The following is a 24,446-nucleotide window of genomic DNA, read 5'->3' as shown; positions in this document are numbered from 1 at the left end:
TTTTCAATATCAAATAGGTGAAAAATCGTAGTCTTTTGCGACAAGTACCACAGCATTGCCATAGGCGACAAAAAGGCTTGCCTCTTTGGCTTGCTTGATTACGTCATCCAAAAAAGCGTCTTTCATTCGTTCGCGATCAGCAACAACGTAGAATTTTTTCCAAGTCAGAGTTGCTACATCCTTGCCTGATTTGTTCAGCATCTCACGCAAATCAAGGATTACAGCGGCTACAGATTTAGCCATTACTCAATTCCCCAGCAGGAAAACGAAAAAACCGTAAGGTGATCGTAGCACCATCCTAAGGTAGGCGTAAGGATTCTTAGAGATGTTTTCTGACGCAAGAAGTTGACTATTGATTAGAGCTGCCCACGTCACGGGAGCAATACAGCATGAGAAACTTCTGTTTTTGGGTGTTTTTCCCTATTGCTCTACCCGCTGTACGAAGACGTCGGTCCGACGCCACGATTCCTCGCCCTGTCGCGCCGCTATCTGCAGGATTTGTCCGAGCAACAGGACAGCTCTCAACACTGATCGCGACGTCGTTTTCAGACCATTCAGAATGACTCACCGTCTCGCCGTACCGGGCACGGAGGGTCTTTTTTTGCGCCAATATTCAAGCGCCAGATTAACAACACTCAACAAAATGCCGGACGTTAAGAGCGAAAACGTCTGAACTATTCAAAAAACGCGCAGGTCCGAGCAGTTAGCCATTACAGAAAAAGCCGACAGGTGGCAGCGCAAATTGACCCGGTAATGCCTCCGCCAAGGCCAGGACTGAAATGGAAAAATCTAGTTTTTCAGGAGTTTCAAAATGGAGTTGATCACCATGAATACCAGCACTGCCTCCACCACGTTCAAAAGCCTGCGCGGGCTTAAACTGGCCGCGCTGGCCTTGGGCACCAGCTTCCTGCTCGCCGGTTGCGCGGGCAAGCCTCCTAGTGAGCAATATGCCGTGACGCAATCTGCCGTGAACGCCGCGGTCAGCGCAGGCGGTACCGAGTACGCGGCAGTCGAAATGAAGTCGGCTCAGGACAAGTTCAAGCAAGCTGAACTGGCCATGCAGGAAAAGCATTACGACGAAGCTCGCAAGTACGCCGAGCAAGCTGAATGGGACGCTCGAGTAGCCGAGCGCAAGGCGCAGGCGGCGAAGGCACAGAAAGCGGTGCAGGATGCTCGTCAGGGCGTCAATGAACTGCGTGAAGAAGGTCTGCGCCAGGCTCAGCCGACCGGCCAGTAACCCTTCGCACTTCATGCATTGCCACTGATTTAAAGGATGAAACTATTATGCGTAAACAAGTACTGATCCCTGCCCTGCTGGCCCTGAGCGTTGGTCTGGCTGCCTGCTCCTCGCAACCGAACGTGAACCTGGAACAGGCACGCACCAACTATTCGGCGCTGCAAAGTAACCCGAAAGCCACCGAACTGGCGGCACTGGAAACCAAAGATGCCAGCCAATGGCTGGACAAGGCGGACGCCGCCTATCGCAATAACGACGATGAGAAGAAAGTCGATCAACTGGCCTATCTGACCAATCAGCGCGTCGAACTGGCCAAGCAGACCATCAATCTGAAAACCGCTGAAAATGATCTGAAAAACGCAGCGGCGCAACGCGCCCAGGCGCGTTTGGATGCTCGCGATGCGCAGATCAAGGCGCTGCAGAACAGCCTCAACGCCAAGCAGACCGAGCGCGGTACGCTGGTGACCTTTGGTGATGTGCTGTTCGATTTGAACAAGGCTGAGCTGAAATCTTCCGGTCTGGTCAACGTCAACAAGCTGGCCCAGTTCCTTCAGGAAAACCCTGATCGCAAAGTGATTGTCGAGGGTTACACCGACAGCACCGGTTCGGCGAGCTATAACCAGTCGCTGTCTGAGCGTCGTGCCAACTCCGTGCGTATGGCCCTGGTGAAAATGGGCGTAAGTATGGATCGCGTCGTTTCGCAGGGCTATGGCAAGGAATACCCGGTTGCTGACAATGCCAGCGCTTCGGGTCGTGCAATGAATCGTCGAGTGGAAGTGACCATTTCCAACGACAACCAGCCGGTCGCGCCGCGTTCGTCGATGCAGTAATCCGGTTGTAGCAATACATGGAAAGCCCCGCCTGTTGATGAGCAGGTGGGGCTTTTTTGTGGGCGCGATTTAACCGTGTAACTCCTCATTTGTAGAGCCGGCTTGTTGACGAAAGCGGTGGGTCAGCAACAGGTAAGGTAACTGGCACACCCTGTTCGCCAGCAAGCCGGCTCCTACAAGTGCTGCGTCGGCCATAAAGCTCAGGCACAAACAGAATCAGCGCCAGAGTCACTGCACCTTCTGCGGCGTCTCCTGCCCCATGCAGCGCACAGCCTGTTTACGGTCGTTGACCAGCACTCCGGTCAGGCCCTTCTGCTCGGTATCGAACAACACCATCACCCCCTCGACACACTGCGCAGCCTGAGGAGCCGGCTCAAGCGCGACCTTGTAGTCCTCGCCTGGCATGGTCTTGAGCATCGTAAACTGGCTCAGTTCCAAGGCATCTTCCGGTTTGGCGAAGTGCAGATAGCCGTAATACCACAACACGCCTACCGTTGCGAAAATACAGGCGATGCCGGTGAGAATCTGCGGAATGAGGTTACGTTCTTCGCTCATTGTGGGGCCTCTGCAGGTTGGGTTTCCGACGGGGCAGAAGTCTTATTGCTGGCATCAGCATCGGGATAATTGGGGATTTCGGCCAGGCGCCGCAGACCGTTGAAGTGCAGTGGATCGTCGAGATAACGAACCATGACCTCCCGCCAGGTCGGATCGGCGAAGGTCTGCACATGCGGGCCCCGAGTCAGTTGCAGCACCCTGGGTGGCGGCGCGGCTTGATACAGGCTGATGCCGTTGTACAGCGGCACCTGCGCGTCGTCCAGGCTCTGGAACATCAGCGTCGGCGTGCCTTTGAGTTGCGTGATGCCGTTGATGGCACTGTCACCGTCCGGGATTGCCCAAGACAGTGGTCGCTTGAACGGCCAGGTCAGCCAGGATGTACCGAGGGTATACCGCGCCACCTCGCGATAACTGGCGGGTACGCCGTCGAGCACCAGCGCCTTGACCCGCGAGCGCTGCTGAGGGTGCGCGGCGAGATAATGCACACCCAACGCGCCACCGATGCTCTGCCCCAGGACCACCAGTGGCTTGCCCTGGACTTCAGGGGCTTTGTTCAGCCAATCGAATGCGGCGTCGATGTCCTGATAAATCGCTGGCAGGCTGGGCTCACCCTCGGATCGGCCGTAGCCGCGATAATCGAGCAATAACACCTGATAGCCCTGCTCGGGCAACCACCAGCTGCCACCCAGATGCCAGGCCATGTTGCCGCCGTTGCCATGCAGATGCAGCACCGTGCCTTTGACTGGCACACCCTCCTTCGCAGGCAACCACCAGCCGCTGAGCCTGGTGCCGTCGGCTGCTGTAAGGGTAATTTCCCGATAGGAAAGATGGGCCTTTTCCGGAGTCAGCGGCACGTCGCGCTCAGGGTAGAACAGCAGTTGGCTGCAACCGGTCAGCGACAAAAGCAGGAGAAGGGTGAGAAAAGGCTTCAAGCGATGTCCTTTTTTTCTGATATTCGCAACGCACCGCACAAAACATCAGCAGGCAGTGAGTGGACCTGTGGGAGCGAATTCATTCGCGATGCGGTCTGTCAGACGATGAATTTATGGGGATGTGCCGACCAATCGCGAATGAATTCGCTCCCACAGCCCCCATTTCCATGTGACAACACGCTGTCCGCAATAGTGATGGACGACCTATAGGATATTCGAATAATCGGCCTCGATCCGGTCCAGGCTCAGATGGTTGAGGAAGTTGGAGAAGCACATCCATGCCGACAGCGCGTTCATATCGCGGAACTGGTCGGGCAGGTATTTGGGCGGCACCACCAGACCTTCATCCACCAGCTGACGCAAGGTGCGCATGTCTTCCAGCGTGGTCTTGCCGCAGAACAGTAAAGGCACCTGCTCAAGCTTGCCCTTTCTCACGGCCAACTGGATGTAGTTGTAAACCATGATGAAGCCCTTGAGGTAGGACAAATCCTTGGTGAACGGCAGGCCATCAGGCACCGAACCACGGAAAACGCGACTGGCGTTGCCGTAGCTTTCCGACATGCCGAAGCCCTGGTCGCGGTAGAACTCGAACACCTGCAGAAAATCCGCCCCCGCTTCAGCCATGTGAATGGCGCGGGTGCGGTTGGTGAGTTTACGCAGACGGCTCGGGTATGACGCAAAGCCGATCACCTCCATCAGTATCGCCAGGCCTTCCTGAGTGACGGTGGACGATGGTGGCCCTTTGGCGAGGAAGGTGCAGATCGGCTGATTCAGACCATTGAGTGTCGTGCCGACATGCACCAGCCCTTCATGGACCTCCAGCGCACGCACATCACGCTCGTTGAACATCGCGTCGCTGCGAATCTTGATGTAGTCGGCGCCCGCCGCCGCGTCGGCGACGATACCATCGGACTCGAACACGCGAATGGTTCCTTCCGCCTCGCCAAACGTGCGATTCAAACGGCTCTGCAGCATTGCCACCGCGTCCTTGGCGTTCAGCGTTTTGGGCTCGTCCTTGAGGTCGCCACGCCCGGCGATGTTGTTCAGGTAATCAGAGAGCATCAGACCAAGGTCGGACAAGGTTGGGTCACCGGCGTGAAACGCGTCGGAAGCCGCACCGTACAGTTCCTGGGAGATCAACCCGAAATCCGGTGTGCCGCGCGCTTCGAGCATGCGGATGACCATGCGGTACTCTTTGCACATGCGGCGCATGATCTGCCCGACCGGGTTGAACTGCCCAAGCTGCCGGGTAATGTCCCGTTCAATGTTCTGGAACTCGAGCTTCAACGCCCCGGAATCGAACCCCAGCGGGCGATTCTCGTAGTAGGCGCGATCGATTTCGGGCAGTTGCTTGCCCTTGGTAGCGAGGAAACTCTTGCGGATGCTGTCGTCCCACTTCACCGCATCGAGCACGCGAATCGGCGTCTGCGCCAACACGATGCGGTCGGACAGCGTGCGAATGGTCTGCTGGTATTCGTCCACCCAGTACCCCTTTGATTAACCCGTTGCGCTATTTGGTCATGCGCTGATATTGAGCCGCCTTGAGAAAGACGTCGGAATTTGCCGTGTCGTCCAGGTAGGCGAACACTTTATCCATCGAAGTGGTGATCAGCACGCCGTCGCCCTTCTCGGTTTCGATCGGCTGGCCCTCGAAAGTCTTCTGCTCCACCAACTGCTGCATGCGCTCAAGATCCAGGTCGTAGATCACCAGTTCGTCGGCGGCGTTGTCATTGTCGATCAGGTCGAAACCGCCGATCACGTAATTGGCGCCGTACTTCTGCGGCAGCGCGGCCGAGACGTACCAGCGGCTGCCATGCCGGGACACGGTGAAGGCGTATTCGTCACGGTTTTTGCGATCGCCCTTGCGATAGCTGACCGCCTTGTACTGGTTGGCGCCGGCACGGCTGATTTCCAGTTCCAGCGGCTCGCCCCAGGCGTTCTTGCTGGTCCAGGTGCCGAGCAGTTTCGGCGGCGCGGTATCGCTGGTCGGAATCGGGTCCTTGAAAGTCACCAGACATCCGCTCAACAGCGCGAACGACAAGGCGAGCAAGACGCTCCAGACTTTCATCGCTTCTCCTGAAGGTGATTCCTGAAATCAAACGTTCTCAGTCAGCCAATGGTCGGGCGGTGCCCAGCACCAGATGCATCTGGCGAGTAAGAATAGCGAGCATTTCGTTGTCTGCGTCGGGGCGCAAACCTTCGAGCAGCCCTTGATATTCCATCCGCCCGATAATCCCCGTCAACACCTGAGCATCCACTTGCGGTTGGGTCGAGCCCATGACCTCGAGAAACTGGGCACTTCCCTGCAAAAGAATTTGCTGGTGCGCAGCGACCAGAGGCGCCAGGCGCGGATTGATCAGCGCTTCCAGGCGAAACGCGTGCTCGGCGATCAGTTGGTCGCGACGCGTCAGCAACTGGTGGCGCACGTATTCCATGGTCATGCGCGCGATCTCGTCGGCCAGCCGTGCCCGGGCCTGGGCGCTGCCGTCGTTGCGCGCGACCATCTCGCGCAGCAGGTCTTCGGTGTTGGTCCAGAGTTTGGCCATGTAGGCGGCGCTGCGTTCGACGTATTGCGCGAAGGCATCGGTGAGCAGGTCATCGATGTCCTTGAAGTAGTAAGTGGTGGCCGACAACGGCACTTGCGCTTCGGCCGCCACGGCGCGATGACGAACAGCGCGCACGCCATCACGAATGAGGATGCGCATGGCTGCGTCGAGAATCTGTTGCCGACGCTGCTCACTGCCCTGCCGGCTGGCCTTGCGGCCTTGGTACTGAACACTCTGCGCGACGGCCGTGGCCAGGCCGGCGGCTCCCTTTTGAGCGATCATGCGATTCACGACGGGGTTTCCTTTTTCAGTCAGTGCGGGGACGGAAGGCCAGCATGTACATGCTTAGCGGGCAAGCATGGGACTCACTGTGGGAGCGAATTCATTCGCGATGCAGTGAGCCAGCCGATACACCTTTATCGGATGTACCATTTTCGCGAATGAATTCGCTCCCACAGTTAATGCGCATTGCGGCCACAGACAAAAAAAAGCCGCCCGGTTAAGGCGGCTTGTTTTTGACACTTAAGCTTGCGGCCGCATGTGCGGGAACAGGATCACGTCGCGGATCGACGGGGAGTTGGTCAGCAGCATGACCAGACGGTCGATACCGATGCCCTCGCCTGCGGTCGGCGGCATGCCGTATTCCAGGGCACGAACGAAGTCAGCGTCGTAGTGCATCGCTTCGTCGTCGCCTGCGTCCTTGTCGGCCACCTGGGCCATGAAACGCTCGGCCTGGTCTTCCGCGTCGTTCAACTCGGAGTAAGCGTTGGCGATTTCACGACCACCGATGAACAGCTCGAAACGGTCGGTGACGTTCGGGTTGTCGTCGTTGCGACGGGCCAGCGGCGACACTTCGAACGGGTACTGAGTGATGAAGTGCGGCTGCTCGAGCTTGTGCTCGACCAGCTCTTCGAAAATCATCACCTGCAGTTTGCCCAGACCTTCGAAGCCCAGCACCTTGGCGCCGGCTTTCTTGGCGATGGCACGCGCCTTGTCGATGTCGTTCAGATCGTCGGCGCTCAGCTCGGGGTTGTACTTGAGGATCGAGTCGAACACCGAAAGGCGCGCGAACGGCTCGCCGAAGTGGAACACCTTGTCGCCGTACGGCACGTCGGTGCTGCCCAGAACCAGCTGAGCCAACTCACGGAACAACTCTTCGGTCAGGTCCATGTTGTCTTCGTAATCGGCGTAAGCCTGATAGAACTCCAACATGGTGAATTCCGGGTTGTGACGGGTCGAGACACCTTCGTTACGGAAGTTGCGGTTGATCTCGAACACTTTTTCGAAGCCACCAACCACCAGACGCTTGAGGTACAGCTCCGGCGCGATACGCAGGAACATTTCCATGTCCAGGGCGTTGTGGTGGGTTTCGAACGGCTTGGCCGCCGCACCACCAGGAATGGTCTGCAGCATTGGGGTTTCGACTTCGAGGAAGTCGCGTTTCATCAGGAAGCTGCGGATGTGGGCGATGACCTGCGAGCGTACGCGGAAGGTCTGACGCACGTCTTCGTTGACGATCAGGTCGACGTAGCGCTGACGATAGCGTTGCTCGGTGTCGGTCAGGCCGTGGTGTTTGTCAGGCAGAGGACGCAGCGATTTGGTCAGCAGACGCACGCTGGTCATCTCGACGTACAGATCGCCCTTGCCGGAACGGGCCAGCGTGCCTTCGGTGGCGATGATGTCGCCCATGTCCCAGGTTTTGACCGCGGCCAGGGTTTCCTCGGGCAGCGTCTTGCGGTTGACGTAGACCTGAATGCGACCGGTCATGTCCTGAATCACCATGAACGAGCCACGGTTAAGCATGATGCGACCCGCAACCTTGACCGGAATCGCCGCCTCAGCCAGCTCTTCCTTGGTCTTGTCCGCGTACTGTTTCTGCAGGTCGTTGCAGTAGTTTTCGCGACGGAAGTCGTTCGGGAAGGCGTTGCCCCTGGCGCGCTCGGCAGCAAGCTTTTCCTTGCGCAGGGCGATCAGGGTGTTTTCTTCCTGTTGCTGGGCTTGCGGGTCGAGTTGTTGGTCGCTCATGTCTTTAGATTTTCCATCACGGTTTCATTGCCCCTGGCCAGCCCGGAATGTGCGGCGCGGGATCGCGGGCCGTCGTCGTCTGACGCGCAGGCCCGCAACGGTGGTGTCTCGATTACAGCCCCTGCTTGAGGCTCGCGATCAGGTATTCGTCGAGGTCGCCGTCGAGCACCTTGTCGCAGTCGCTGCGTTCGACGCTGGTACGCAAATCCTTGATGCGTGAGGCATCGAGTACGTATGAACGAATCTGGTGACCCCAGCCGATGTCGGACTTGGTTTCTTCCAGCGCCTGCGATGCCGCGTTACGCTTCTGAACTTCCTGCTCGTACAACCTGGCCCGCAGCATTTTCATGGCGGTGTCCTTGTTCGCGTGCTGGGAACGTTCGTTCTGGCAGCTGACCACGGTGTTGGTCGGTACGTGGGTGATACGAACCGCCGAGTCGGTGGTGTTAACGTGCTGACCACCGGCACCGGATGAACGATAGGTGTCGATGCGCAGGTCTGCAGGGTTGATGTCGATTTCGATGTTGTCGTCGATTTCCGGCGATACGAACACTGCCGAGAACGAGGTGTGACGACGGTTGCCGGAGTCGAACGGGCTCTTGCGGACCAAGCGGTGCACACCGATTTCGGTACGCAGCCAGCCAAAGGCGTATTCGCCCTTGATGTGCACGGTCGCGCCCTTGATACCGGCGACTTCACCGGCCGACAGTTCCATGATGGTGGCGTCGAAACCGCGTTTGTCGGCCCAGCGCAGATACATGCGCAGCAAGATGTTGGCCCAGTCCTGAGCCTCGGTCCCGCCGGAACCGGCCTGGATGTCGAGGTAGGCGTTGTTGGCATCCATGTCGCCGCTGAACATACGGCGGAATTCCAGTTTTTCCAGAGACTCGCGCAGGCGGTCGACTTCAGTGACGACATCGGCGACAGCGCCTTCGTCATCTTCTTCGACAGCCATGTCCAGCAGGTCTTTGGCATCGGCCAGGCCGGAAGTCATTTCGTCGAGCGTTTCGACGATTTGCGCCAGCAACGAACGTTCGCGGCCAAGCTCCTGGGCGTACGACGGGTTATTCCAGACGGCTGGATCTTCGAGCTCGCGGTTGACTTCGGTCAGACGATCACTTTTGTGATCGTAGTCAAAGATACCCCCGAATGGCTTCGGAGCGCTCGGACAGGTCCTTGATGCTGTTTAGGATCGGGTTGATTTCCATGGTGGGCAGCACTCGCAGGCGAAATTTACAAAGCCGGCGAGTATACCTGAGCCGCCGCGGGGATGGCAGCCCGTTGGGCAGGGCCAGGAAGCAGTTCATAGCCCGTTTAGCGGTCCGGCTTGCCGGCGGTGGCATTTGCACGATCGCCGCCACCGGCACGCCGGACTGCTACAGCAGCTCTTTTTATTTACTGCGCCTGGCGCACCTGAGCTTCCAGCTCTGCCTTGAGCCCCGGCTCGATCTTGAGTTGTTTGGCCAGCTCATCCAGATACGCGCGCTCCATGAAGTGCTCTTCATCGACCATCATCACGCTGGCCAGGTACATCTCGGCGGCGATTTCCGGTGTGCGAGCCGATCGGGCGACGTCCGCAGGGTCCAGCGGCTTGTTCAATTCAGCATGTAGCCAGTGCTGCAATTGCTGGTCGCCAGTCAGCCGATTGAATTCGCCCTCAATCAACTGACGCTCGTTGTCGTCCACATGCCCATCGGCCTTGGCCGCCGCGACCAGCGCCCGCAGAATCGCTTCGCTGTGTTGCTCGACCTGCGCCGGCGGCACGCGGTCGACCGTTTGTGGCTGACCCGACGTCGCGCCCGGCTGATTCGCCTGCCAGTTGCCGTAGGCCTTGTACGCCAGCACGCCCAACGCCGCCAGCCCGCCATAGGTCAGGGCCTTGCCACCGATCTTACGCGCGCTTTTGTTGCCCAGCAGTAGCCCCATCGCCCCGGCGGCCAATGCTCCCCCACTGCCGCCTGACAAGAATCCACCGAGATTGCCCCCACCCACTTTGCCAAGCAGGTCATTGAGTCCACCCAAGCCACCTTTGCCCTGCGGGTCGGAGTGCGCAGCGCCGCCCGTCTTGCTCTGCAGCAAGTCCTGACCGGATTTCAGCAGTTGATCGAGCAAGCCACGGGTGTTCATAAGAAACCTCCTGAAATGGAATAGACGATTCGACCCGCAGGGTAAGTCCAAGTCATCGCAGCCGGTTTTCAGGTGTGCTTCCAGATGTTGCAGACCAAATGTGCCACCGGGCTGCGCATGGCCTCGGTCAACGTGTGCAGCGTCACTTTCGGCTGGTCACTGGCAGGCGAAATTACCGAAGCCCGGCCGATTACCGACCCGACACAAACCCAGAACGTCGGCCTGGCCTGGCCTCGCGGCCCTGCGCGTGCTTCGCTCGTCGATCCTTTTCTCGGCGTCGCCTGGGAACAGCCGCATCCTCGACACGGCCATCGATTCAGTCGAAAGCTGCGTTCGGTATTAAGAATTTGTCGACGACTGGATGTGGCACTAGGCTCTGGGTCTATCTGAGACTGTTTCAAACATGTTCAGACGGTCACCTACGGGTAGCAGTGCGGCATGCCGGAGGTGCGTTTTTGAGTCCGTCGCCGCCGGCCAGCTTCGAGCTTCAAGGCAGCGTCAGTTCCGAGCTCAAAGCAATAAGAAAAACGCAGAAGCAACTGTATTTCCCGGCTACAAGTAAGAGTGGGCGCGACGAACACTTTCAGCTTGTAGCTTGCGGCTCACAACTGGTTCCACCCTGCCCAAAAACATCAATAACGAGGGAACCCCCATGTCAGTGCAAAAAACCGTGCTTATGAGCGCCATCATCACCGCGTTGTTTGCCAGCGGCACGTTGCAGGCGGCAGAAACGCTCAAGGCTGTCGGCGATGGCGAAGGCCAGCTGGATATCGTGGCATGGCCGGGGTACATCGAACGGGGCGAAAGCGACAAGGCCTATGACTGGGTCACCGGTTTCGAGAAGGAGACCGGTTGCAAGGTCAACGTCAAGACGGCTGCGACCTCCGACGAGATGGTCAGTCTGATGACCAAGGGTGGCTATGACCTGGTAACGGCGTCCGGCGATGCATCGCTGCGACTGGTGGCAGGCAAGCGGGTGCAGCCGATCAACACCGATCTGATTCCCAACTGGAAAACCCTCGACCCGCGCCTGAAGGACGGCCCGTGGTACACCGTCAACAAGCAGTCGTATGGCACGCCTTATCAGTGGGGCCCGAACGTGCTGATGTACAACACCAACGTGTTCAAGACCCCGCCGGTGAGCTGGAGCGTGGTATTCGAGGCGCAGGATCTGCCCGATGGCAAGCCGAACAAAGGCCGCGTGCAGGCTTATGACGGCCCAATCTACATTGCCGACGCCGCGCTTTATCTGAAGACGGCCAAGCCTGAGCTGAAGATCGAAGACCCGTATCAACTGGACGAAACCCAGTACAAGGCCGTGCTCGATCTGTTGCGCGCGCAGCAGCCGCTGGTGCACCGCTACTGGCATGACGCGACGGTGCAGATGAGCGACGTGAAAAACGAAGGCGTGGCGGCGTCGAGCTCCTGGGGCTACATGGTCAATGGGCTGGTCGCCGACAAACAGCCTGTGGCTTCGACCATCCCGCAGGAAGGCGCGACCGGTTGGGCAGATACCACCATGCTGCACGCCGACGCCAAGCACCCGAACTGCGCCTACAAGTGGATGGACTGGTCGCTGCAGCCGAAAGTCCAGGGCGACATTGCGGCCTGGTTCGGTTCGCTGCCGGTAGTACCTGCCGCGTGCAAGGCCAGTGATCTGCTCGGCGCCGAGGGTTGCTCCACCAACGGCTTCGACCTGTTCGACAAGATTGCCTTCTGGAAAACCCCGCAGGCCGAGGGCGGCAAATACGTGCCGTACAGCCGCTGGACTCAGGATTACATCGCGATCATGGGCGGGCGTTAGTGCCGTCGCCCGGGCTTTTCCCTCTGTGGGAGCGAATTCATTCGCGATAGCGGCGCATCAGACAAAGATGATGCAGATGTGCCGCCGCCTCGCGGGAATCCGCTGCCACAGGGAACCCGGGGTTGCCTGCCCCGTCTCCAGCAATACGCATTGATACACCGGGCGGACCCGCCTCGCCGGCGTTCGCTTTCACTTGAGGTTTCACCCATGACCCTTGCAGTCCAGTTCACCCAGGTTTCCCGTCAATTCGGCGAAGTGAAGGCAGTTGATCGGGTCTCTATCGACATCAAGGACGGCGAGTTCTTTTCCATGCTCGGCCCCTCGGGTTCGGGCAAGACCACCTGCCTGCGCCTGATCGCAGGCTTCGAACAACCCAGCGCCGGCTCGATTCGCATTCACGGCGAAGAAGCCACGGGCCTTGCGCCCTACCAGCGTGACGTCAACACGGTGTTTCAGGATTACGCCCTGTTCCCGCACATGAACGTACGCGATAACGTCGCCTATGGCCTGAAGGTCAAGGGCGTCGGCAAGAGCGAACGCCTGGCTCGCGCTGAAGAAGCCCTGAGCATGGTTGCCCTGGGGGGCTATGGCGAGCGCAAGCCGGTGCAGTTGTCCGGCGGGCAGCGCCAGCGCGTGGCCTTGGCTCGGGCCTTGGTCAACCGCCCGCGCGTCTTGCTGCTGGACGAGCCCCTCGGCGCCCTCGACCTCAAGCTGCGCGAACAGATGCAGAGCGAGCTGAAAAAGCTACAGCGCCAACTGGGCATCACGTTTATTTTCGTCACCCACGATCAGACCGAGGCATTGTCGATGTCGGATCGGGTCGCGGTGTTCAATAAGGGCCGCATCGAGCAGGTCGACACGCCGCGCAATCTGTACATGAAGCCGGCGACCACCTTCGTCGCTGAGTTCGTCGGCACCTCCAATGTGCTGCGTGGCGAACTGGCGCAGCAGTTGAGCGGCAATCCCACCGCCTTTTCCATTCGCCCCGAGCACATCCGCTTCGCCGAAGGCCCGGTGCCCAGCCACGAAATCGAAGTCAGCGGTCTGCTCCACGACATCCAGTATCAAGGCAGCGCCACCCGCTACGAGCTGAAGCTGGACAACGGCCAAACCCTGAGCGTCAGCCAGCCCAATACCCAATGGCTGGACACCGGCGCGCAGCACCAGACAGGCCAGCGCATCTGCGCACGCTGGGCGCGCGAGGCGATGATTCCATTACATGACGTTGCAACGGAAAGCGCCGTGAGCGAGACCCCTTGAGATGAACCAGACACTCGTTCACTCGGCGCCAACGCACGGCCAATCGCCTCTGCGGCGCTTCGCCAATCTGCTCTATCGACGGCCGAATCTGTACCTGTCGCTGTTGCTGATCCCGCCGCTGCTGTGGTTCGGCGCGATCTATCTCGGCTCATTGCTGGGCCTGCTGTGGCAAGGGTTCTACACCTTCGACGATTTCAGCATGGCGGTGACCCCGGACCTGACCCTGGCCAACTTCGCCGCGTTGTTCAACCCGGCCAACTTCGACGTGATTCAGCGCACGCTGAGCATGGCCATCGTCGTGTCCATCGTCAGTGCGGTCGTGGCCTTTCCCATCGCCTACTACATGGCGCGCTACACCACCGGCAAGACTAAGGCGTTTTTCTATATCGCGGTGATGATGCCGATGTGGGCCAGTTACATCGTCAAGGCGTACGCCTGGACCCTGCTGCTGGCCAAGGGCGGCGTTGCGCAATGGTTCGTTCAGCATCTGGGACTGGAGCCGGTATTGCAGCTGATGCTGGACATTCCCGGTGTGGGCGGCAGTACCTTGTCGACCTCGCATCTGGGGCGCTTCATGGTCTTCGTCTATATCTGGCTGCCATTCATGATTCTGCCGATCCAGGCCTCGCTGGAGCGCCTGCCGCCATCCTTGCTGCAGGCCTCGGCGGACCTTGGCGCCAAGCCTCGGCAAACCTTCATGCAGGTGATCCTGCCGCTGTCGGTGCCGGGTATCGCCGCCGGTTCCATCTTTACGTTTTCGCTGACCCTGGGCGACTTCATCGTGCCGCAATTGATCGGCCCTCCTGGTTACTTCATTGGCAGCATGGTCTATGCCCAGCAAGGCGCCATCGGCAACATGCCCATGGCCGCGGCGTTCACCCTGGTGCCGATCGTGCTGATCGCCATTTATTTGTCCATCGTCAAACGACTGGGGGCTTTCGATGCGCTCTAAGCCTTTAAAACAAGGTGACCAGGCCTCGTGGGGCCTGAAATTCGCGGCTTGGGGCGGGCTGGTGTTTTTGCACTTCCCGATCCTGATCATCTTCGTCTACGCCTTCAACACCCAAGACGCCGCCTTCAGCTTTCCCCTGCAAGGCTTCACTCTGAAGTGGTTCAGCGTGGCGTTCTCGCGGCCTGATGTGCTGGAGTCGATCAAGCTGTCGCTGCAGATCGCCTGTGTCGCCACGCTGATCGCGATAGTGCTGGGCACGTTGGCGTCGGCGGCGTTGTACCGGCGCGATTTTTTCGGCAAGGACGGCATTTCGCTGATGCTGATCCTGCCTATCGCCCTGCCCGGCATCATCACAGGGCTTGCGCTGCTGTCCGCGTTCAAGACGTTGGGGATCGAGCCGGGGATGTTCACCATCATCGTCGGCCACGCGACCTTCTGCGTGGTGATCGTCTACAACAACGTCATAGCCCGCCTGCGCCGCACGTCCCACAGCCTGATCGAAGCCTCGATGGATCTGGGCGCCGACGGTTGGCAGACCTTTCGCTACATCATCATGCCCAACCTCGGCTCGGCATTGCTGGCGGGCGGGATGCTGGCGTTCGCGCTGTCGTTCGACGAAATCATCGTCACCACCTTTACCGCGGGTCATGAGCGGACCTTGCCGATCTGGCTGCTCAACCAACTCAGCCGTCCTCGGGATGTACCGGTGACCAACGTCGTCGCGATGCTGGTGATGATCGTGACCATGCTGCCGATTCTGGGGGCGTATTACCTCACTCGGGGCGGTGAGGGCGTGGCCGGGAGTGGCGGAAAATAAACACAGCGTTACCAGGATGCGCCGTTGACCCCTTGTAGGAGCGAATTCATTCGTGAATCGGTGTCATTGCCGACAGATACGTATCGGTTGTGCCGACGTCTCGCGAATGACTTGCTCCCACAGACAGCGTTCCACCCAATAGATATTCAGCGGCCAGCGTGTCGGCACGACGCATTCAAAACAAATCAACAAGAGGACAAACCCATGCAAACCAAACTGCTGATCAATGGCCATCTGGTCGTCGGTGAAGGTCCCGCGCAACCGGTGTTCAACCCCGCGTTGGGCCGTGTGCTGGTGGAGATCAACGAAGCCAGCGAAGGCCAGGTCGACACCGCCGTGCGCGCCGCCGATGCCGCTTTCGACAATTGGTCGCAGACCGCGCCGAAAGACCGTTCGCTGTTGCTGCTGAAACTGGCCGACGCCATCGACACCAATGCCGAGGAACTCGCCAGACTGGAATCGGACAACTGCGGCAAGCCTTATCACGCGGCGTTGAACGATGAGCTCCCGGCGATTGCCGACGTGTTCCGTTTCTTCGCCGGCGCCAGCCGCTGCATGGGCGGAGCCGCGGCGGGTGAATACCTGCCGGGGCACACCTCGATGATTCGACGCGACCCCGTGGGTGTGGTCGCCTCGATTGCGCCGTGGAACTACCCGTTGATGATGGTCGCCTGGAAAATCGCCCCAGCCCTGGCCACAGGCAACACGGTGGTGCTCAAGCCCTCGGAGCAGACGCCGCTGACGGCGCTGCGGCTAGTGGAACTGGCCAACGACATCTTTCCCGCGGGTGTACTGAACCTGGTATTCGGTCGCGGCCAGACAGTCGGCAATCCGCTGGTGACGCATCCGAAGGTGCGCATGGTCTCGCTGACCGGCTCCATCGCCACCGGTTCGCACATCATTTCCAGCACCGCCGACAGCGTCAAACGCATGCACATGGAACTGGGCGGCAAGGCGCCGGTGATCATCTTCGACGACGCCGACATCGACGCTGCTGTCGAAGGCATTCGCACGTTCGGTTTCTACAACGCAGGCCAGGATTGCACCGCCGCCTGCCGTATCTATGCGCAGAAAGGCATCTACGAGCAATTCGTGCAGAAACTCGGCGAGGCGGTCAGCACGATCAAAGTGGGGCCGCAGGATGACGCTGAAACCGAGCTGGGCCCGCTGATCACCGCTCAGCATCGCGACCGCGTCACCGGCTTCGTCGAGCGCGCCGTCGCCCAGTCCCACACCCGTCTGATCACCGGCGGCAAGGCGATCGAGGGCAACGGTTTCTTCTTTCAGCCGACAGTGATCGCCGACGCTCAGCAGGACGACGAAATCGTACGCCGAGAAGTGTTCGGGCCCGTAGTATCGGTGACTCAGTTTGAAAATGAAGCCCAAGTGCTCGGTTGGGCCAACGATTCGGACTACGGCCTGGCCTCGTCGGTCTGGACCCAGGACGTCGGCCGTGCCCATCGTCTCTCGGCACGCCTGCAATACGGCTGCACCTGGGTCAACACCCACTTCATGCTCATCAGCGAAATGCCCCACGGCGGTCAGAAGTTGTCTGGCTACGGGAAAGACATGTCCATGTACGGCCTGGAGGACTACACCGCCGTGCGGCATGTGATGTTCAAGCATTGAGGAATTCGGGGTCAATCTGCTGTAGCAGTCCGGCTTGCCGGCGGCGGCAATCCTAAGCCCGCCTCCCCGACAAGCCGAGCGGCTACAGAGGAGCGCTTAAACTGATTAGAATGTGATATCACACGCAACCCCCACGCTGCTTCATGGTCAACATTTCAGACGCTGCCACGCCTTGGCCCGGGGCTTACCGATATCCTTTCGAATACCTTAAATTCGAATAGACACCCACCAACCATTCAATCGGATATGAATAGTGAGGATTTTCTCAATCCGGCTTCGTACGCTGATCCCCCACTGGAGTTTGCCTCGTTGACCAGATATCCCCGTTTCCCCGCAGGCGACAGTGAGGCAGGTCGTATCATTGCGGAGATCGACTGGAGCGCGACGACCCTCGGGCCTATCGAGCAGTGGCCTGCCGCGTTGAAGATCCATCTGAATCTGATGCTCAATTCTCCCGAATCGATGTACGTGGTCTGGGGTCCTGACCGGCTGTTTTTCTACAACGACGCTTACGCCCCCATTCTTGGCCCGCGAAGGGATCGGGCCATGGGCGCGCGGTTTCACGAGTTGTGGTCGGACGTCTGGAGTCAGGTACAGCCCTTGGCGGACATTGCGTTTAAAGGGAAGTCGTACGAATGCGAGGACTTGCCTCTGACCATGGCGCGCTATGGAGAGATCGAGCGTACGTGGTGGTCGTTTTCGTTCTCGCCGATGATCGATGAGCACAACGAAGTGGTCGGCTTGTTCTGTGTCACCAACGAAACCACGCGCCGGGTGCTTGATCAGCGTGCGTTAAGGGCCAGCGAGAAGCGCAGACTTGAGCTGATCGCCGATCTCGAACGTCAGGTGATCGAGCGCGCGCACGAACGCGGACTGACGTGGCAAGTCAGCCCCGACCTGCTCTCGGTCATGACCGCTGACCTGCGCTTCGCAACCACCAATCCGGCCTGGCGTCGGGTGCTGGGCTGGTCCGAGGACGAGCTGGCCGCTTTTGCTTTCACCGATTTGATTCATCCCGATGACAGGGCGAGAAGCCAGGATGCCTTTGCTGCATTGGCTAGAAATCAACCGGTGCTGAATCTGGAAAACCGCTATCGACGCAACGACGGCAGTTATCGCTGGCTGTCCTGGGTCGCAGTGCCCGAGAGCGGCAAGATGTATTGCAGCGCCAGGGACATCACCACGGAAAAGCAGCAGGCCGAGGCGCTGGCCGCCAGGACGGCAGAACTCAACTGTCTCTGGGACATTTCGCCGGACTTGCTGGCAATGGTGGATTTCGACGGCCTGTTTTTGCGCCTAAATCCGGCATGGACCACCGTTCTGGGCTATGAACCGGCCGAGCTGATCGGCACTCATGTGCTGGCGCTGGCCCATCCCGATGATCTGGCCTCCAGCACGATGGCTTTGCTCCACGCCACTGACGGCGTGCTGCCGCTGGTCGAGAACCGCTACCGGCACAAAGACGGGACCTATCGCTGGATTGGTTGGACCGCAGCGCCCGATACCGGGCGATTCTTCGCGCTCGGCAAACACATGACCGTCGAAAAGGAACGCTCCGAAGCCCTGCGCACCGCCGAAGAAGCGTTACGACAATCCCAGAAAATGGAGGCTGTTGGTCAGCTCACGGGCGGTCTGGCGCATGACTTCAACAACTTGCTGATGGGCGTCAGCGGCAATATCGAACTGCTGAAAAAGCGTGTCGCCGACGGTCGGACCGAAAACCTCGGGCGCTACATCAACGCAGCACTGGAAGGATCACGTCGGGCTGCCGCGCTCACTCATCGGCTGCTGGCGTTTTCTCGACGACAGACGCTTGATCCCAAACCTACCGACGTCGATCAACTGGTCGATGGCATGGCCGAACTGATCCGCCGCACTGTCGGCCCCTCCATCGCCATGGATGTGATCGCCACGCGCGGCTTGTGGGCAACGCTGGTGGACTCGCATCAACTGGAAAACGCCCTGCTCAATCTGTGCCTCAATGCTCGGGATGCGATGCCTGATGGCGGACAATTGCTGATCGAGACCTGCAACAAAACTGTCGATGGCTCTGATACGCGTGAGCTCGAACTCCCCGAGGGCAACTATGTTGCGCTATGCGTCAGCGACAACGGCAGTGGCATGACCAGCGACGTGGTCAAGCGGGCGTTCGATCCGTTTTTCACCACCAAACCCATCGGCATGGGTACGGGCCTGGGGCTGTCGATGATTTATGGTTTTGCCCGGCAGTCAGGCGGCGGCGTGCGCATTCAGTCGACGCTGGGCAAAGGCACGCAGGTGTGCATTTTCCTGCCGGCTCAGAGTGACGTCGTTGTGGTGGAGTCAGAGCCATCCGCGCCGCATGAACCGGCCAACTATGTGGCAGGAGGGGAAACGGTGCTGGTGGTGGATGACGAGCCCTCAGTCCGTGCACTGGTCGCCGAAGTACTGACCGATCAAGGCTATCGCGTGCTGGAGGCGGACAATGGCGCGACGGCGCTGGAGATTCTGCAAACCCGACAAAGCATTGATCTGCTGGTGTCGGATGTCGGGCTGCCCGGCGGCATGAACGGTCGGCAGCTGGCCGACGCAGCCCGCTCGTTGCGCCCAGGCCTGAAGGTGCTGTTCGTGACCGGTTATGCGGAAAAAACGGCGTTGGGTGAAGGACGGCTCGAGCGAGGGATGCATGTGCTGACCAAACCGTTTTCGATACCGGTGCTCAGTGAGCGGGTGAAGGTGTTGCTGGAAGAATGATTGGTTGCGGACCGGTCCTGCATCGTCTGCGGGTCGATTCCGACGCATCTACCGCGATCCTTGTAGGAGCCGGCTTGCTGGCGAAAGCGTCAGGTCAGATACATCAATGTGATTGACCCGGCGAGTTCGCCAGCAAGCCGGCTCCTCCAGTGTTGCGGTGTGTCATAAAGAACACGGCCACGTGCAGCGGCGATTAATCCCGCAAATCCGACTCATGAATCGGCTGATCGCGATGCGTCGCGCGTTGATATTGCGCAGGCCATACCGCCTGCCGTCCGCCCAGATCATCATCGGCATGCAGCGGCCAGTACGGATCACGCAAAAGCTCCCTCGCCAGCAGGATCAGATCAGCCTGACCGGTGCGCAGGATCGTGTCGGCCTGGAACGGCTCGGTGATCATGCCCACTGTCCCGGTCGCGATGCCAGACTCACTGCGCACGCGACCGGCGAATTCAGTCTGATACCCAGGTCCTACCGGAATCTCCGCGTTGGCCGCAGTGCCGCCTGACGACACATCCACCAGATCGACACCCAGGGTTTTCAGGCGCCTGGCCAGCTCGACCGTCTCATCCGGATTCCAGCCATCCTCCACCCAATCGGTGGCCGACACGCGCACGAACAGCGGTAACTCCTGAGGCCAGATGTCGCGCACCGCTTTGGTGACTTCCAGCGTCAGGCGGATGCGGTTGTCGAACGAGCCGCCATATTGATCCTGGCGCTGATTGCTCAATGGCGAGAGAAATTGATGCAGTAGATAGCCGTGGGCGGCGTGGATTTCCACCACCTTGAAGCCCGCGGTCAAGGCGCGCTTCGCGGCCGCGACGAACGCCTGAATCACCTGCTGAATCTGATCCTCGTCCAGCGGCGTCGGCGGCGTATGCTTCGGATCGAAGGCAATTTTCGAAGGCCCCCACGGCGTCCAGCCGCCCTGATCCGCAGCAATGCTGCCCTGCTTGCCCAGCCACGGACGCCAGGTGCTCGCCTTGCGTCCGGCATGGGCCAGTTGGATACCGGCTACCGCGCCCTGAGCGGTGATGAAACGGGTAATGCGTTGCAGCGGTTCGATCTGTTCATCGTTCCAGATGCCGAGGTCTTCCGGCGTGATGCGACCATCTTCGGTCACAGCGGCAGCCTCGGTGAAAATCAGCCCGGCGCCACCCACGGCTCGGCTGCCGAGATGGACCAGATGCCAGTCGTTAGCCAGGCCATCCTTGGAGGAGTACTGACACATCGGCGATACCGCGATGCGGTTGCGCAAGGTCAGTTGGCGTAGCGTGTAGGGTTCAAGCAGCAGGCTCATGGGCACCTCTCGAAGTTGCGTTGGAAGGTTCCTTTTGTTCTGAACCTTGAGCCTAGTCGACAACCCGAAAGAAGCGGCGGTTCCTGCTGTCTTGCGCGAATCAGCGCGGCGAAATATGCGCCACCATCAGTTGCACGGTTTCATTGCCGCGAAACTCGTTCAAGTCGAGCTTATAGGCCAGTTCGACCCAGCGGACGGTCGGATTGGGCCACACATCGCGATCGACACCAAACGCGATGCCATCGAGCTTCACCGTGCCGCATTCGGTCTTCAGGATCATCTTCAAATGACGCTCGCCGACTACGCGCTGCTCCACCAACTGGAACACGCCGTGGAACAGCGGCTCAGGAAAATGCTGCCCCCAAGGCCCGGCATTGCGCAGCGCCCGTGCCAGTTCCAGGTGGAACTCTTCGACGGCCAGGGACCCATCCGACAGCAAGCGTCCGGTGAGGTCTTCTTCGGTGAGCTGGCGGCGCACCTCGGCATCGAAAGCTTCAGCGAACGCCGGGAAGTTCTCGGCCGGCAACGAAAGCCCGGCGGCCATGGCGTGTCCGCCGAACTTGCTGATCAGCTCAGGATGCTTTGCCGCCACCGCGTCCAGTGCGTCGCGAATGTGGAAACCCGGCACTGAGCGCGCCGAGCCTTTCAATACACCCTCACCCTCACCCGCACTGGCGAAGGCGATCGTCGGACGGTGATAACGCTCTTTCAGACGCGAGGCCAGGATGCCGATCACGCCCTGGTGCCATTCAGCTTCATAGAGGCACAAGCCGAACGGCATTGATTCCACGGGCAGATCCCTAAGCTGGGCCAGCGCCTCGCGCTGCATGCCCTGCTCAATGGATTTGCGGTCCTGATTCAGTTCGTCGAGTTGCACGGCCATTTCCCGCGCCAGCGTCTCGTCATCGCACAGCAGGCATTCGATGCCCAGACTCATGTCATCCAGCCGCCCCGCCGCGTTCAAACGTGGCCCGAGGATGAAACCCAGGTCAGTGGAAGTAATGCGCGACGGCTCACGACGCGCCACTTCCAGAATGGCCCGCAACCCCGGACGGGCACGACCGGCGCGAATCCGCATTAAGCCCTGATGCACCAGAATGCGGTTGTTGGCGTCCAGCGGCACCACGTCGGCGACGCTGCCCAACGCGACCAGATCCAGCAATTCGCCCAGATTGGGTTGCGCGCGACCATTGGCCTCGAACCAGCCGATATCGCGCAAACGCGCACGCAGGGCCATCAATACGTAGAACATCACTCCGACACCGGCCAGCGCCTTGCTCGGGAACGTACAGCCGGGCTGGTTCGGATTGACGATGGCATCGGCGGCGGGCAGTTCGTGGCCCGGCAAGTGGTGGTCGGTGACCAGCACTCGCAGGCCCGCAGCCTTGGCGGCCGCAACGCCGTCGACACTCGATATGCCGTTGTCCACGGTCATCAGCAGATCGGGCTGGCGCTCAAGGGCGACTTTGACGATCTCCGGGGTCAGGCCGTAGCCATACTCGAAGCGGTTCGGCACCAGATAATCGACATGCGCGGCGCCAAGCAGGCGCATCCCCAGCACCCCCACTGTACTGGCGGTGGCGCCGTCGGCATCGAAGTCGCCAACGATCAGAATGCGCTGACGCTGCTGCAACGCAGTCACCAGCAGGTCCACCGCCGCATCGATGCCCTTGAGCTGTTGGTAAGGAATCAGTCGCGCCAGCCCCTTGTCCAGTTCGTGCTGCGACAGCACACCACGAGCGGCATACAAACGTGTCAACAAGGGCGGCAGATCGCCCAGAAAAGGCAAGGTGTCGGGCAACTGGCGTGATTCGATGCGCATGCGGGTTCCGCTGATGTGTTCTATTGGTGCTGAGGCAGTAGCGTGTGGCGAGTCGTCGGCGATCAGCCGCGCTCACCGGCCAGCCACTGCAATTGCACTTCATGCTGACCACGATCGTCGGTCACGAAAATGGTGCCTTCGCTGATCATGACGTCCCACTTGATGACCCGGGGCATGTCCTTGGCCAATGTCTCGAGCACTCCCTGCGGCACGGCGGCGATATTGACGTTCTTCAGATTTTTCACCGCCGGGACGACTTTGCCTTCCCATACCCGCAGGCTGCCATAAGCCAGCAAGCTGGTGCGCTCGGTGCGTCGGGAGCACCAGGTCAAGCGATCGGCATCCGGCTGACCGACTTCGATCCAGTGCAGGACGCGGTCATCCAGGCTTTTTTCCCACAGTGCCGGTTCGTCGACATCTGACAGACCGCGGCCAAACGAAAGCTGCTCGCTGTACCAGAACGCGTAGGCCAGCAGGCGCACGGCCATGCGCTCTTCGGTCTCCGAAGGGTGGCGGGCGATGGTCTGTTTGACGTTTTCGTAAACCCCGCGATCAAGGTCGGTGAGGTTCAGTTCGAATTTGTAGGTCGTGGACGGCTGGGCCATGAACGGGCTTCTAGAGACAGGAAAGGCGCCAAGTCTAACCGATGCGCACCCCGTTGAACGACCGAACCCGATGATTGATCGGCGCGGCGATGCAAAATCGATGTGCGCACATTCGCTGCGGTGCTTTACTCCTCTCAAGGTGGTGACTGTTAAACAAATGATTCACAACGCCGATAATCTTACTGCGAGACCCTCTAGCATGAAGTTCACAGAGTGGCCCGCCGCGAAATCGGACCCCTGCGGTCAGTGCGGCGGACTCAGTCAGTTTTTTCGGGATTTACATCGACGGATGGTCAATCGTTACTCGCCCCCCCTTCGCTCAGGACTGTTGCTCCTGCTTATCACCTCGGCATTGAGCGCAACGCCCGGGACCGCACACGCCAGGGAAACGCTGACGTGGCTGCTGCGTGACTTTCCGCCGCTGACGATTTTTTCCGGCCCGCAAACCGGTCAGGGTGCGATCGACAGGTTGATGCCGGAACTGATCGCGCGGATGCCGGAATACGACCATCAAATCATGCACGTCAATCGCGCTCGCGGGACGCAAATGCTTCAGGACCCCGATGTGTTCGCCTGCGATCCGACTCTGCTGTGGACGCCGGAACGGGGGCAAACCATTCTGTTCTCCATTCCCACTTACGCGACCCCCGGTAATGGCGTGACCATAGAGCGCAGCAATCACGGGATGTTCGCACCTTTCCTCACTGAGGACCGGCATATTGACCTGAACGCGCTGCTGGCCAGCAATACGGTCAAGACCGGCATCGTCGCCGAGCGCAGTTATGGCCCGGTGATCGACAAGATCCTGCGCAGCACTGCCCACCCCGACAGCCTGATCCTGCATTACGGCAACGCGGCGGTGAGCAGCATGCTGCAGATGGAGCGCCTCGATCGCTTCCAGGCGATCATCAGCTATTGGCCGGAGGCCCGCTACCACGCACAGCAGCAAGGCATCCCGCTGGATGAATTGGAATTTTTCCCGGTCAAGGACGCGCCGAAATATCAGTTCGCCCATATCGGCTGTTCGAAGACCGATAAGGGTCGCGACGCCATCGAGATCATCAACCGCGAGATGCGCGTGTTGAGAACGACGAAACTGGTCTTGTTTTATGCCGACTGGATGGTCAACAGGCAGGAATACCTGCGAGACGCGCGGACGTTTTTCGAAGAACCGCAGCACTGAAAAACGCCAGGCAAAAAGAAACCCCGAGCAGCGGGGAGACTACTCGGGGTCAACCGTGGTCCATCTTGGACCCGTACGGCAGGCAACAT

Annotated in this window: 22 protein-coding genes and 1 pseudogene; 11 read left to right on the top strand and 12 right to left on the bottom strand. The window is 59.7% G+C overall.

Annotated elements, in window-relative coordinates:
- Positions 1-9 precede the first annotated feature (9 nt).
- Positions 10-243, bottom strand: a complete 234-nt coding sequence (locus ACRER8_RS18430) for a hypothetical protein (protein ID WP_054889483.1) — start codon at positions 241-243, stop codon at positions 10-12.
- Between the two features lie 189 nt (positions 244-432).
- On the opposite strand from ACRER8_RS18430, the pseudogene ACRER8_RS18425 reads away from it, so the two are divergent.
- The 3 genes and pseudogenes from ACRER8_RS18425 to ACRER8_RS18415 all read left to right on the top strand — a co-directional run.
- Positions 433-531: pseudogene (locus tag ACRER8_RS18425) on the top strand (pilin assembly protein); the annotation flags it as partial.
- 280 nt (positions 532-811) lie between these two features.
- Complete coding sequence (locus tag ACRER8_RS18420; RefSeq protein WP_431747649.1) at positions 812-1,237, top strand: DUF4398 domain-containing protein; 426 nt, start codon at positions 812-814, stop codon at positions 1,235-1,237.
- 47 nt (positions 1,238-1,284) lie between these two features.
- Positions 1,285-2,067 carry an OmpA family protein gene (locus ACRER8_RS18415; RefSeq protein ID WP_431747648.1) on the top strand — a complete coding sequence of 261 codons (783 nt, stop codon included), beginning with the start codon at positions 1,285-1,287 and terminating at the stop codon, positions 2,065-2,067.
- Between the two features lie 228 nt (positions 2,068-2,295).
- On the opposite strand, the gene ACRER8_RS18410 is transcribed toward ACRER8_RS18415, so the two are convergent.
- The 8 genes from ACRER8_RS18410 to ACRER8_RS18375 all read right to left on the bottom strand — a co-directional run bounded on the left by ACRER8_RS18410 (position 2,296) and on the right by ACRER8_RS18375 (position 10,252).
- Positions 2,296-2,622, bottom strand: coding sequence for a hypothetical protein (locus tag ACRER8_RS18410; protein WP_431747647.1), 327 nt, complete (start codon positions 2,620-2,622; stop codon positions 2,296-2,298).
- Positions 2,619-3,554 (bottom strand): alpha/beta hydrolase, encoded by a 936-nt coding sequence (locus ACRER8_RS18405; RefSeq protein WP_431747646.1) that lies wholly within the window; start codon positions 3,552-3,554, stop codon positions 2,619-2,621. Before ACRER8_RS18405 ends, ACRER8_RS18410 begins: the two co-directional genes overlap by 4 nt.
- A 204-nt stretch (positions 3,555-3,758) precedes the next feature.
- The gene (locus tag ACRER8_RS18400; RefSeq protein ID WP_431747645.1) at positions 3,759-5,036 is read right to left on the bottom strand and encodes a flavohemoglobin expression-modulating QEGLA motif protein; all 1,278 of its coding nucleotides are present in this window, start codon (positions 5,034-5,036) and stop codon (positions 3,759-3,761) included.
- Between the two features lie 28 nt (positions 5,037-5,064).
- Positions 5,065-5,622, bottom strand: a complete 558-nt coding sequence (locus tag ACRER8_RS18395; RefSeq protein ID WP_431747644.1) for a hypothetical protein — start codon at positions 5,620-5,622, stop codon at positions 5,065-5,067.
- 37 nt (positions 5,623-5,659) lie between these two features.
- Positions 5,660-6,382, bottom strand: coding sequence for a TetR/AcrR family transcriptional regulator (locus ACRER8_RS18390; RefSeq protein WP_431747668.1), 723 nt, complete (start codon positions 6,380-6,382; stop codon positions 5,660-5,662).
- Positions 6,383-6,622: 240 nt separating this feature from the next.
- Positions 6,623-8,125, bottom strand: coding sequence for a lysine--tRNA ligase (gene lysS, locus ACRER8_RS18385; RefSeq protein ID WP_431747643.1), 1,503 nt, complete (start codon positions 8,123-8,125; stop codon positions 6,623-6,625).
- Between the two features lie 112 nt (positions 8,126-8,237).
- A protein-coding gene (gene prfB, locus ACRER8_RS18380) for a peptide chain release factor 2 (RefSeq protein WP_431747642.1) occupies positions 8,238-9,333 on the bottom strand; the annotation gives its coding sequence in 2 pieces (ribosomal slippage) (positions 8,238-9,260 and positions 9,262-9,333; 1,095 coding nt in all).
- 187 nt (positions 9,334-9,520) lie between these two features.
- Complete coding sequence (locus ACRER8_RS18375) at positions 9,521-10,252, bottom strand: tellurite resistance TerB family protein (protein WP_431747641.1); 732 nt, start codon at positions 10,250-10,252, stop codon at positions 9,521-9,523.
- An 84-nt stretch (positions 10,253-10,336) separates the two neighbouring features.
- On the opposite strand from ACRER8_RS18375, the gene ACRER8_RS18370 reads away from it, so the two are divergent.
- The 7 genes from ACRER8_RS18370 (at position 10,337) to ACRER8_RS18340 (ending at position 19,447) form a co-directional block, all read left to right on the top strand.
- The gene (locus tag ACRER8_RS18370; RefSeq protein ID WP_431747640.1) at positions 10,337-10,642 is read left to right on the top strand and encodes a hypothetical protein; all 306 of its coding nucleotides are present in this window, start codon (positions 10,337-10,339) and stop codon (positions 10,640-10,642) included.
- Between the two features lie 262 nt (positions 10,643-10,904).
- Positions 10,905-12,056 carry a putative ABC transporter substrate-binding protein YdcS gene (gene ydcS / locus ACRER8_RS18365; protein ID WP_431747639.1) on the top strand — a complete coding sequence of 384 codons (1,152 nt, stop codon included), beginning with the start codon at positions 10,905-10,907 and terminating at the stop codon, positions 12,054-12,056.
- A 207-nt stretch (positions 12,057-12,263) separates the two neighbouring features.
- On the top strand, positions 12,264-13,316 hold the full coding sequence (locus ACRER8_RS18360; protein WP_431747638.1) for an ABC transporter ATP-binding protein: 1,053 nt from the start codon (positions 12,264-12,266) through the stop codon (positions 13,314-13,316).
- Between the two features lies 1 nt (position 13,317).
- The gene (locus tag ACRER8_RS18355; RefSeq protein WP_431747637.1) at positions 13,318-14,268 is read left to right on the top strand and encodes an ABC transporter permease; all 951 of its coding nucleotides are present in this window, start codon (positions 13,318-13,320) and stop codon (positions 14,266-14,268) included.
- A complete protein-coding gene (locus ACRER8_RS18350; RefSeq protein ID WP_431747636.1) occupies positions 14,258-15,085 on the top strand; it encodes an ABC transporter permease in 828 nt (275 codons plus the stop codon). The genes ACRER8_RS18355 and ACRER8_RS18350 overlap by 11 nt, the downstream gene beginning before the upstream one ends.
- Before the next feature lie 204 nt (positions 15,086-15,289).
- On the top strand, positions 15,290-16,714 hold the full coding sequence (locus ACRER8_RS18345) for a gamma-aminobutyraldehyde dehydrogenase (RefSeq protein WP_431747635.1): 1,425 nt from the start codon (positions 15,290-15,292) through the stop codon (positions 16,712-16,714).
- A gap of 309 nt (positions 16,715-17,023) precedes the next feature.
- Complete coding sequence (locus ACRER8_RS18340) at positions 17,024-19,447, top strand: PAS domain S-box protein (RefSeq protein ID WP_431747634.1); 2,424 nt, start codon at positions 17,024-17,026, stop codon at positions 19,445-19,447.
- Between the two features lie 193 nt (positions 19,448-19,640).
- On the opposite strand, the gene ACRER8_RS18335 is transcribed toward ACRER8_RS18340, so the two are convergent.
- From ACRER8_RS18335 to ACRER8_RS18325, 3 genes are all read right to left on the bottom strand, one after another.
- Positions 19,641-20,747 (bottom strand): NADH:flavin oxidoreductase/NADH oxidase, encoded by a 1,107-nt coding sequence (locus tag ACRER8_RS18335; protein WP_431747633.1) that lies wholly within the window; start codon positions 20,745-20,747, stop codon positions 19,641-19,643.
- A gap of 100 nt (positions 20,748-20,847) precedes the next feature.
- On the bottom strand, positions 20,848-22,569 hold the full coding sequence (recJ, locus tag ACRER8_RS18330) for a single-stranded-DNA-specific exonuclease RecJ (RefSeq protein WP_431747632.1): 1,722 nt from the start codon (positions 22,567-22,569) through the stop codon (positions 20,848-20,850).
- A 62-nt stretch (positions 22,570-22,631) separates the two neighbouring features.
- Positions 22,632-23,174 carry a YaeQ family protein gene (locus ACRER8_RS18325; protein ID WP_431747631.1) on the bottom strand — a complete coding sequence of 181 codons (543 nt, stop codon included), beginning with the start codon at positions 23,172-23,174 and terminating at the stop codon, positions 22,632-22,634.
- Positions 23,175-23,463: 289 nt separating this feature from the next.
- Between ACRER8_RS18325 and ACRER8_RS18320 the strand changes: the two genes are divergently transcribed.
- Positions 23,464-24,357: a TIGR02285 family protein gene (locus ACRER8_RS18320; RefSeq protein WP_431747667.1), complete on the top strand. Its 894-nt coding sequence runs from the start codon at positions 23,464-23,466 to the stop codon at positions 24,355-24,357.
- Positions 24,358-24,446 lie beyond the last annotated feature (89 nt).

This window comes from Pseudomonas sp. (genome assembly GCF_050739935.1).
Classification (GTDB): domain Bacteria; phylum Pseudomonadota; class Gammaproteobacteria; order Pseudomonadales; family Pseudomonadaceae; genus Aquipseudomonas.
Note: the sequence above shows the minus strand (reverse complement) of the source record. Positions and strands in the feature narration are given on the sequence as shown.

Excerpts from the sequence above, each read along its gene's own strand:
- ACRER8_RS18430 (WP_054889483.1), bottom strand. The coding sequence starts at position 243 with ATGGCTAAATCTGTAGCCGCTGTAATCCTTGATTTGCGTGAGATGCTG.
- ACRER8_RS18420 (WP_431747649.1), top strand. The coding sequence starts at position 812 with ATGGAGTTGATCACCATGAATACCAGCACTGCCTCCACCACGTTCAAA.
- ACRER8_RS18415 (WP_431747648.1), top strand. The coding sequence starts at position 1,285 with ATGCGTAAACAAGTACTGATCCCTGCCCTGCTGGCCCTGAGCGTTGGT.
- ACRER8_RS18410 (WP_431747647.1), bottom strand. The coding sequence starts at position 2,622 with ATGAGCGAAGAACGTAACCTCATTCCGCAGATTCTCACCGGCATCGCC.
- ACRER8_RS18395 (WP_431747644.1), bottom strand. The coding sequence starts at position 5,622 with ATGAAAGTCTGGAGCGTCTTGCTCGCCTTGTCGTTCGCGCTGTTGAGC.
- ACRER8_RS18390 (WP_431747668.1), bottom strand. The coding sequence starts at position 6,382 with ATGATCGCTCAAAAGGGAGCCGCCGGCCTGGCCACGGCCGTCGCGCAG.
- lysS (WP_431747643.1), bottom strand. The coding sequence starts at position 8,125 with ATGAGCGACCAACAACTCGACCCGCAAGCCCAGCAACAGGAAGAAAAC.
- ACRER8_RS18375 (WP_431747641.1), bottom strand. The coding sequence starts at position 10,252 with ATGAACACCCGTGGCTTGCTCGATCAACTGCTGAAATCCGGTCAGGAC.
- ACRER8_RS18370 (WP_431747640.1), top strand. The coding sequence starts at position 10,337 with ATGTTGCAGACCAAATGTGCCACCGGGCTGCGCATGGCCTCGGTCAAC.
- ydcS (WP_431747639.1), top strand. The coding sequence starts at position 10,905 with ATGTCAGTGCAAAAAACCGTGCTTATGAGCGCCATCATCACCGCGTTG.
- ACRER8_RS18360 (WP_431747638.1), top strand. The coding sequence starts at position 12,264 with ATGACCCTTGCAGTCCAGTTCACCCAGGTTTCCCGTCAATTCGGCGAA.
- ACRER8_RS18355 (WP_431747637.1), top strand. The coding sequence starts at position 13,318 with ATGAACCAGACACTCGTTCACTCGGCGCCAACGCACGGCCAATCGCCT.
- ACRER8_RS18350 (WP_431747636.1), top strand. The coding sequence starts at position 14,258 with ATGCGCTCTAAGCCTTTAAAACAAGGTGACCAGGCCTCGTGGGGCCTG.
- ACRER8_RS18345 (WP_431747635.1), top strand. The coding sequence starts at position 15,290 with ATGCAAACCAAACTGCTGATCAATGGCCATCTGGTCGTCGGTGAAGGT.
- ACRER8_RS18335 (WP_431747633.1), bottom strand. The coding sequence starts at position 20,747 with ATGAGCCTGCTGCTTGAACCCTACACGCTACGCCAACTGACCTTGCGC.
- recJ (WP_431747632.1), bottom strand. The coding sequence starts at position 22,569 with ATGCGCATCGAATCACGCCAGTTGCCCGACACCTTGCCTTTTCTGGGC.
- ACRER8_RS18325 (WP_431747631.1), bottom strand. The coding sequence starts at position 23,174 with ATGGCCCAGCCGTCCACGACCTACAAATTCGAACTGAACCTCACCGAC.
- ACRER8_RS18320 (WP_431747667.1), top strand. The coding sequence starts at position 23,464 with ATGGTCAATCGTTACTCGCCCCCCCTTCGCTCAGGACTGTTGCTCCTG.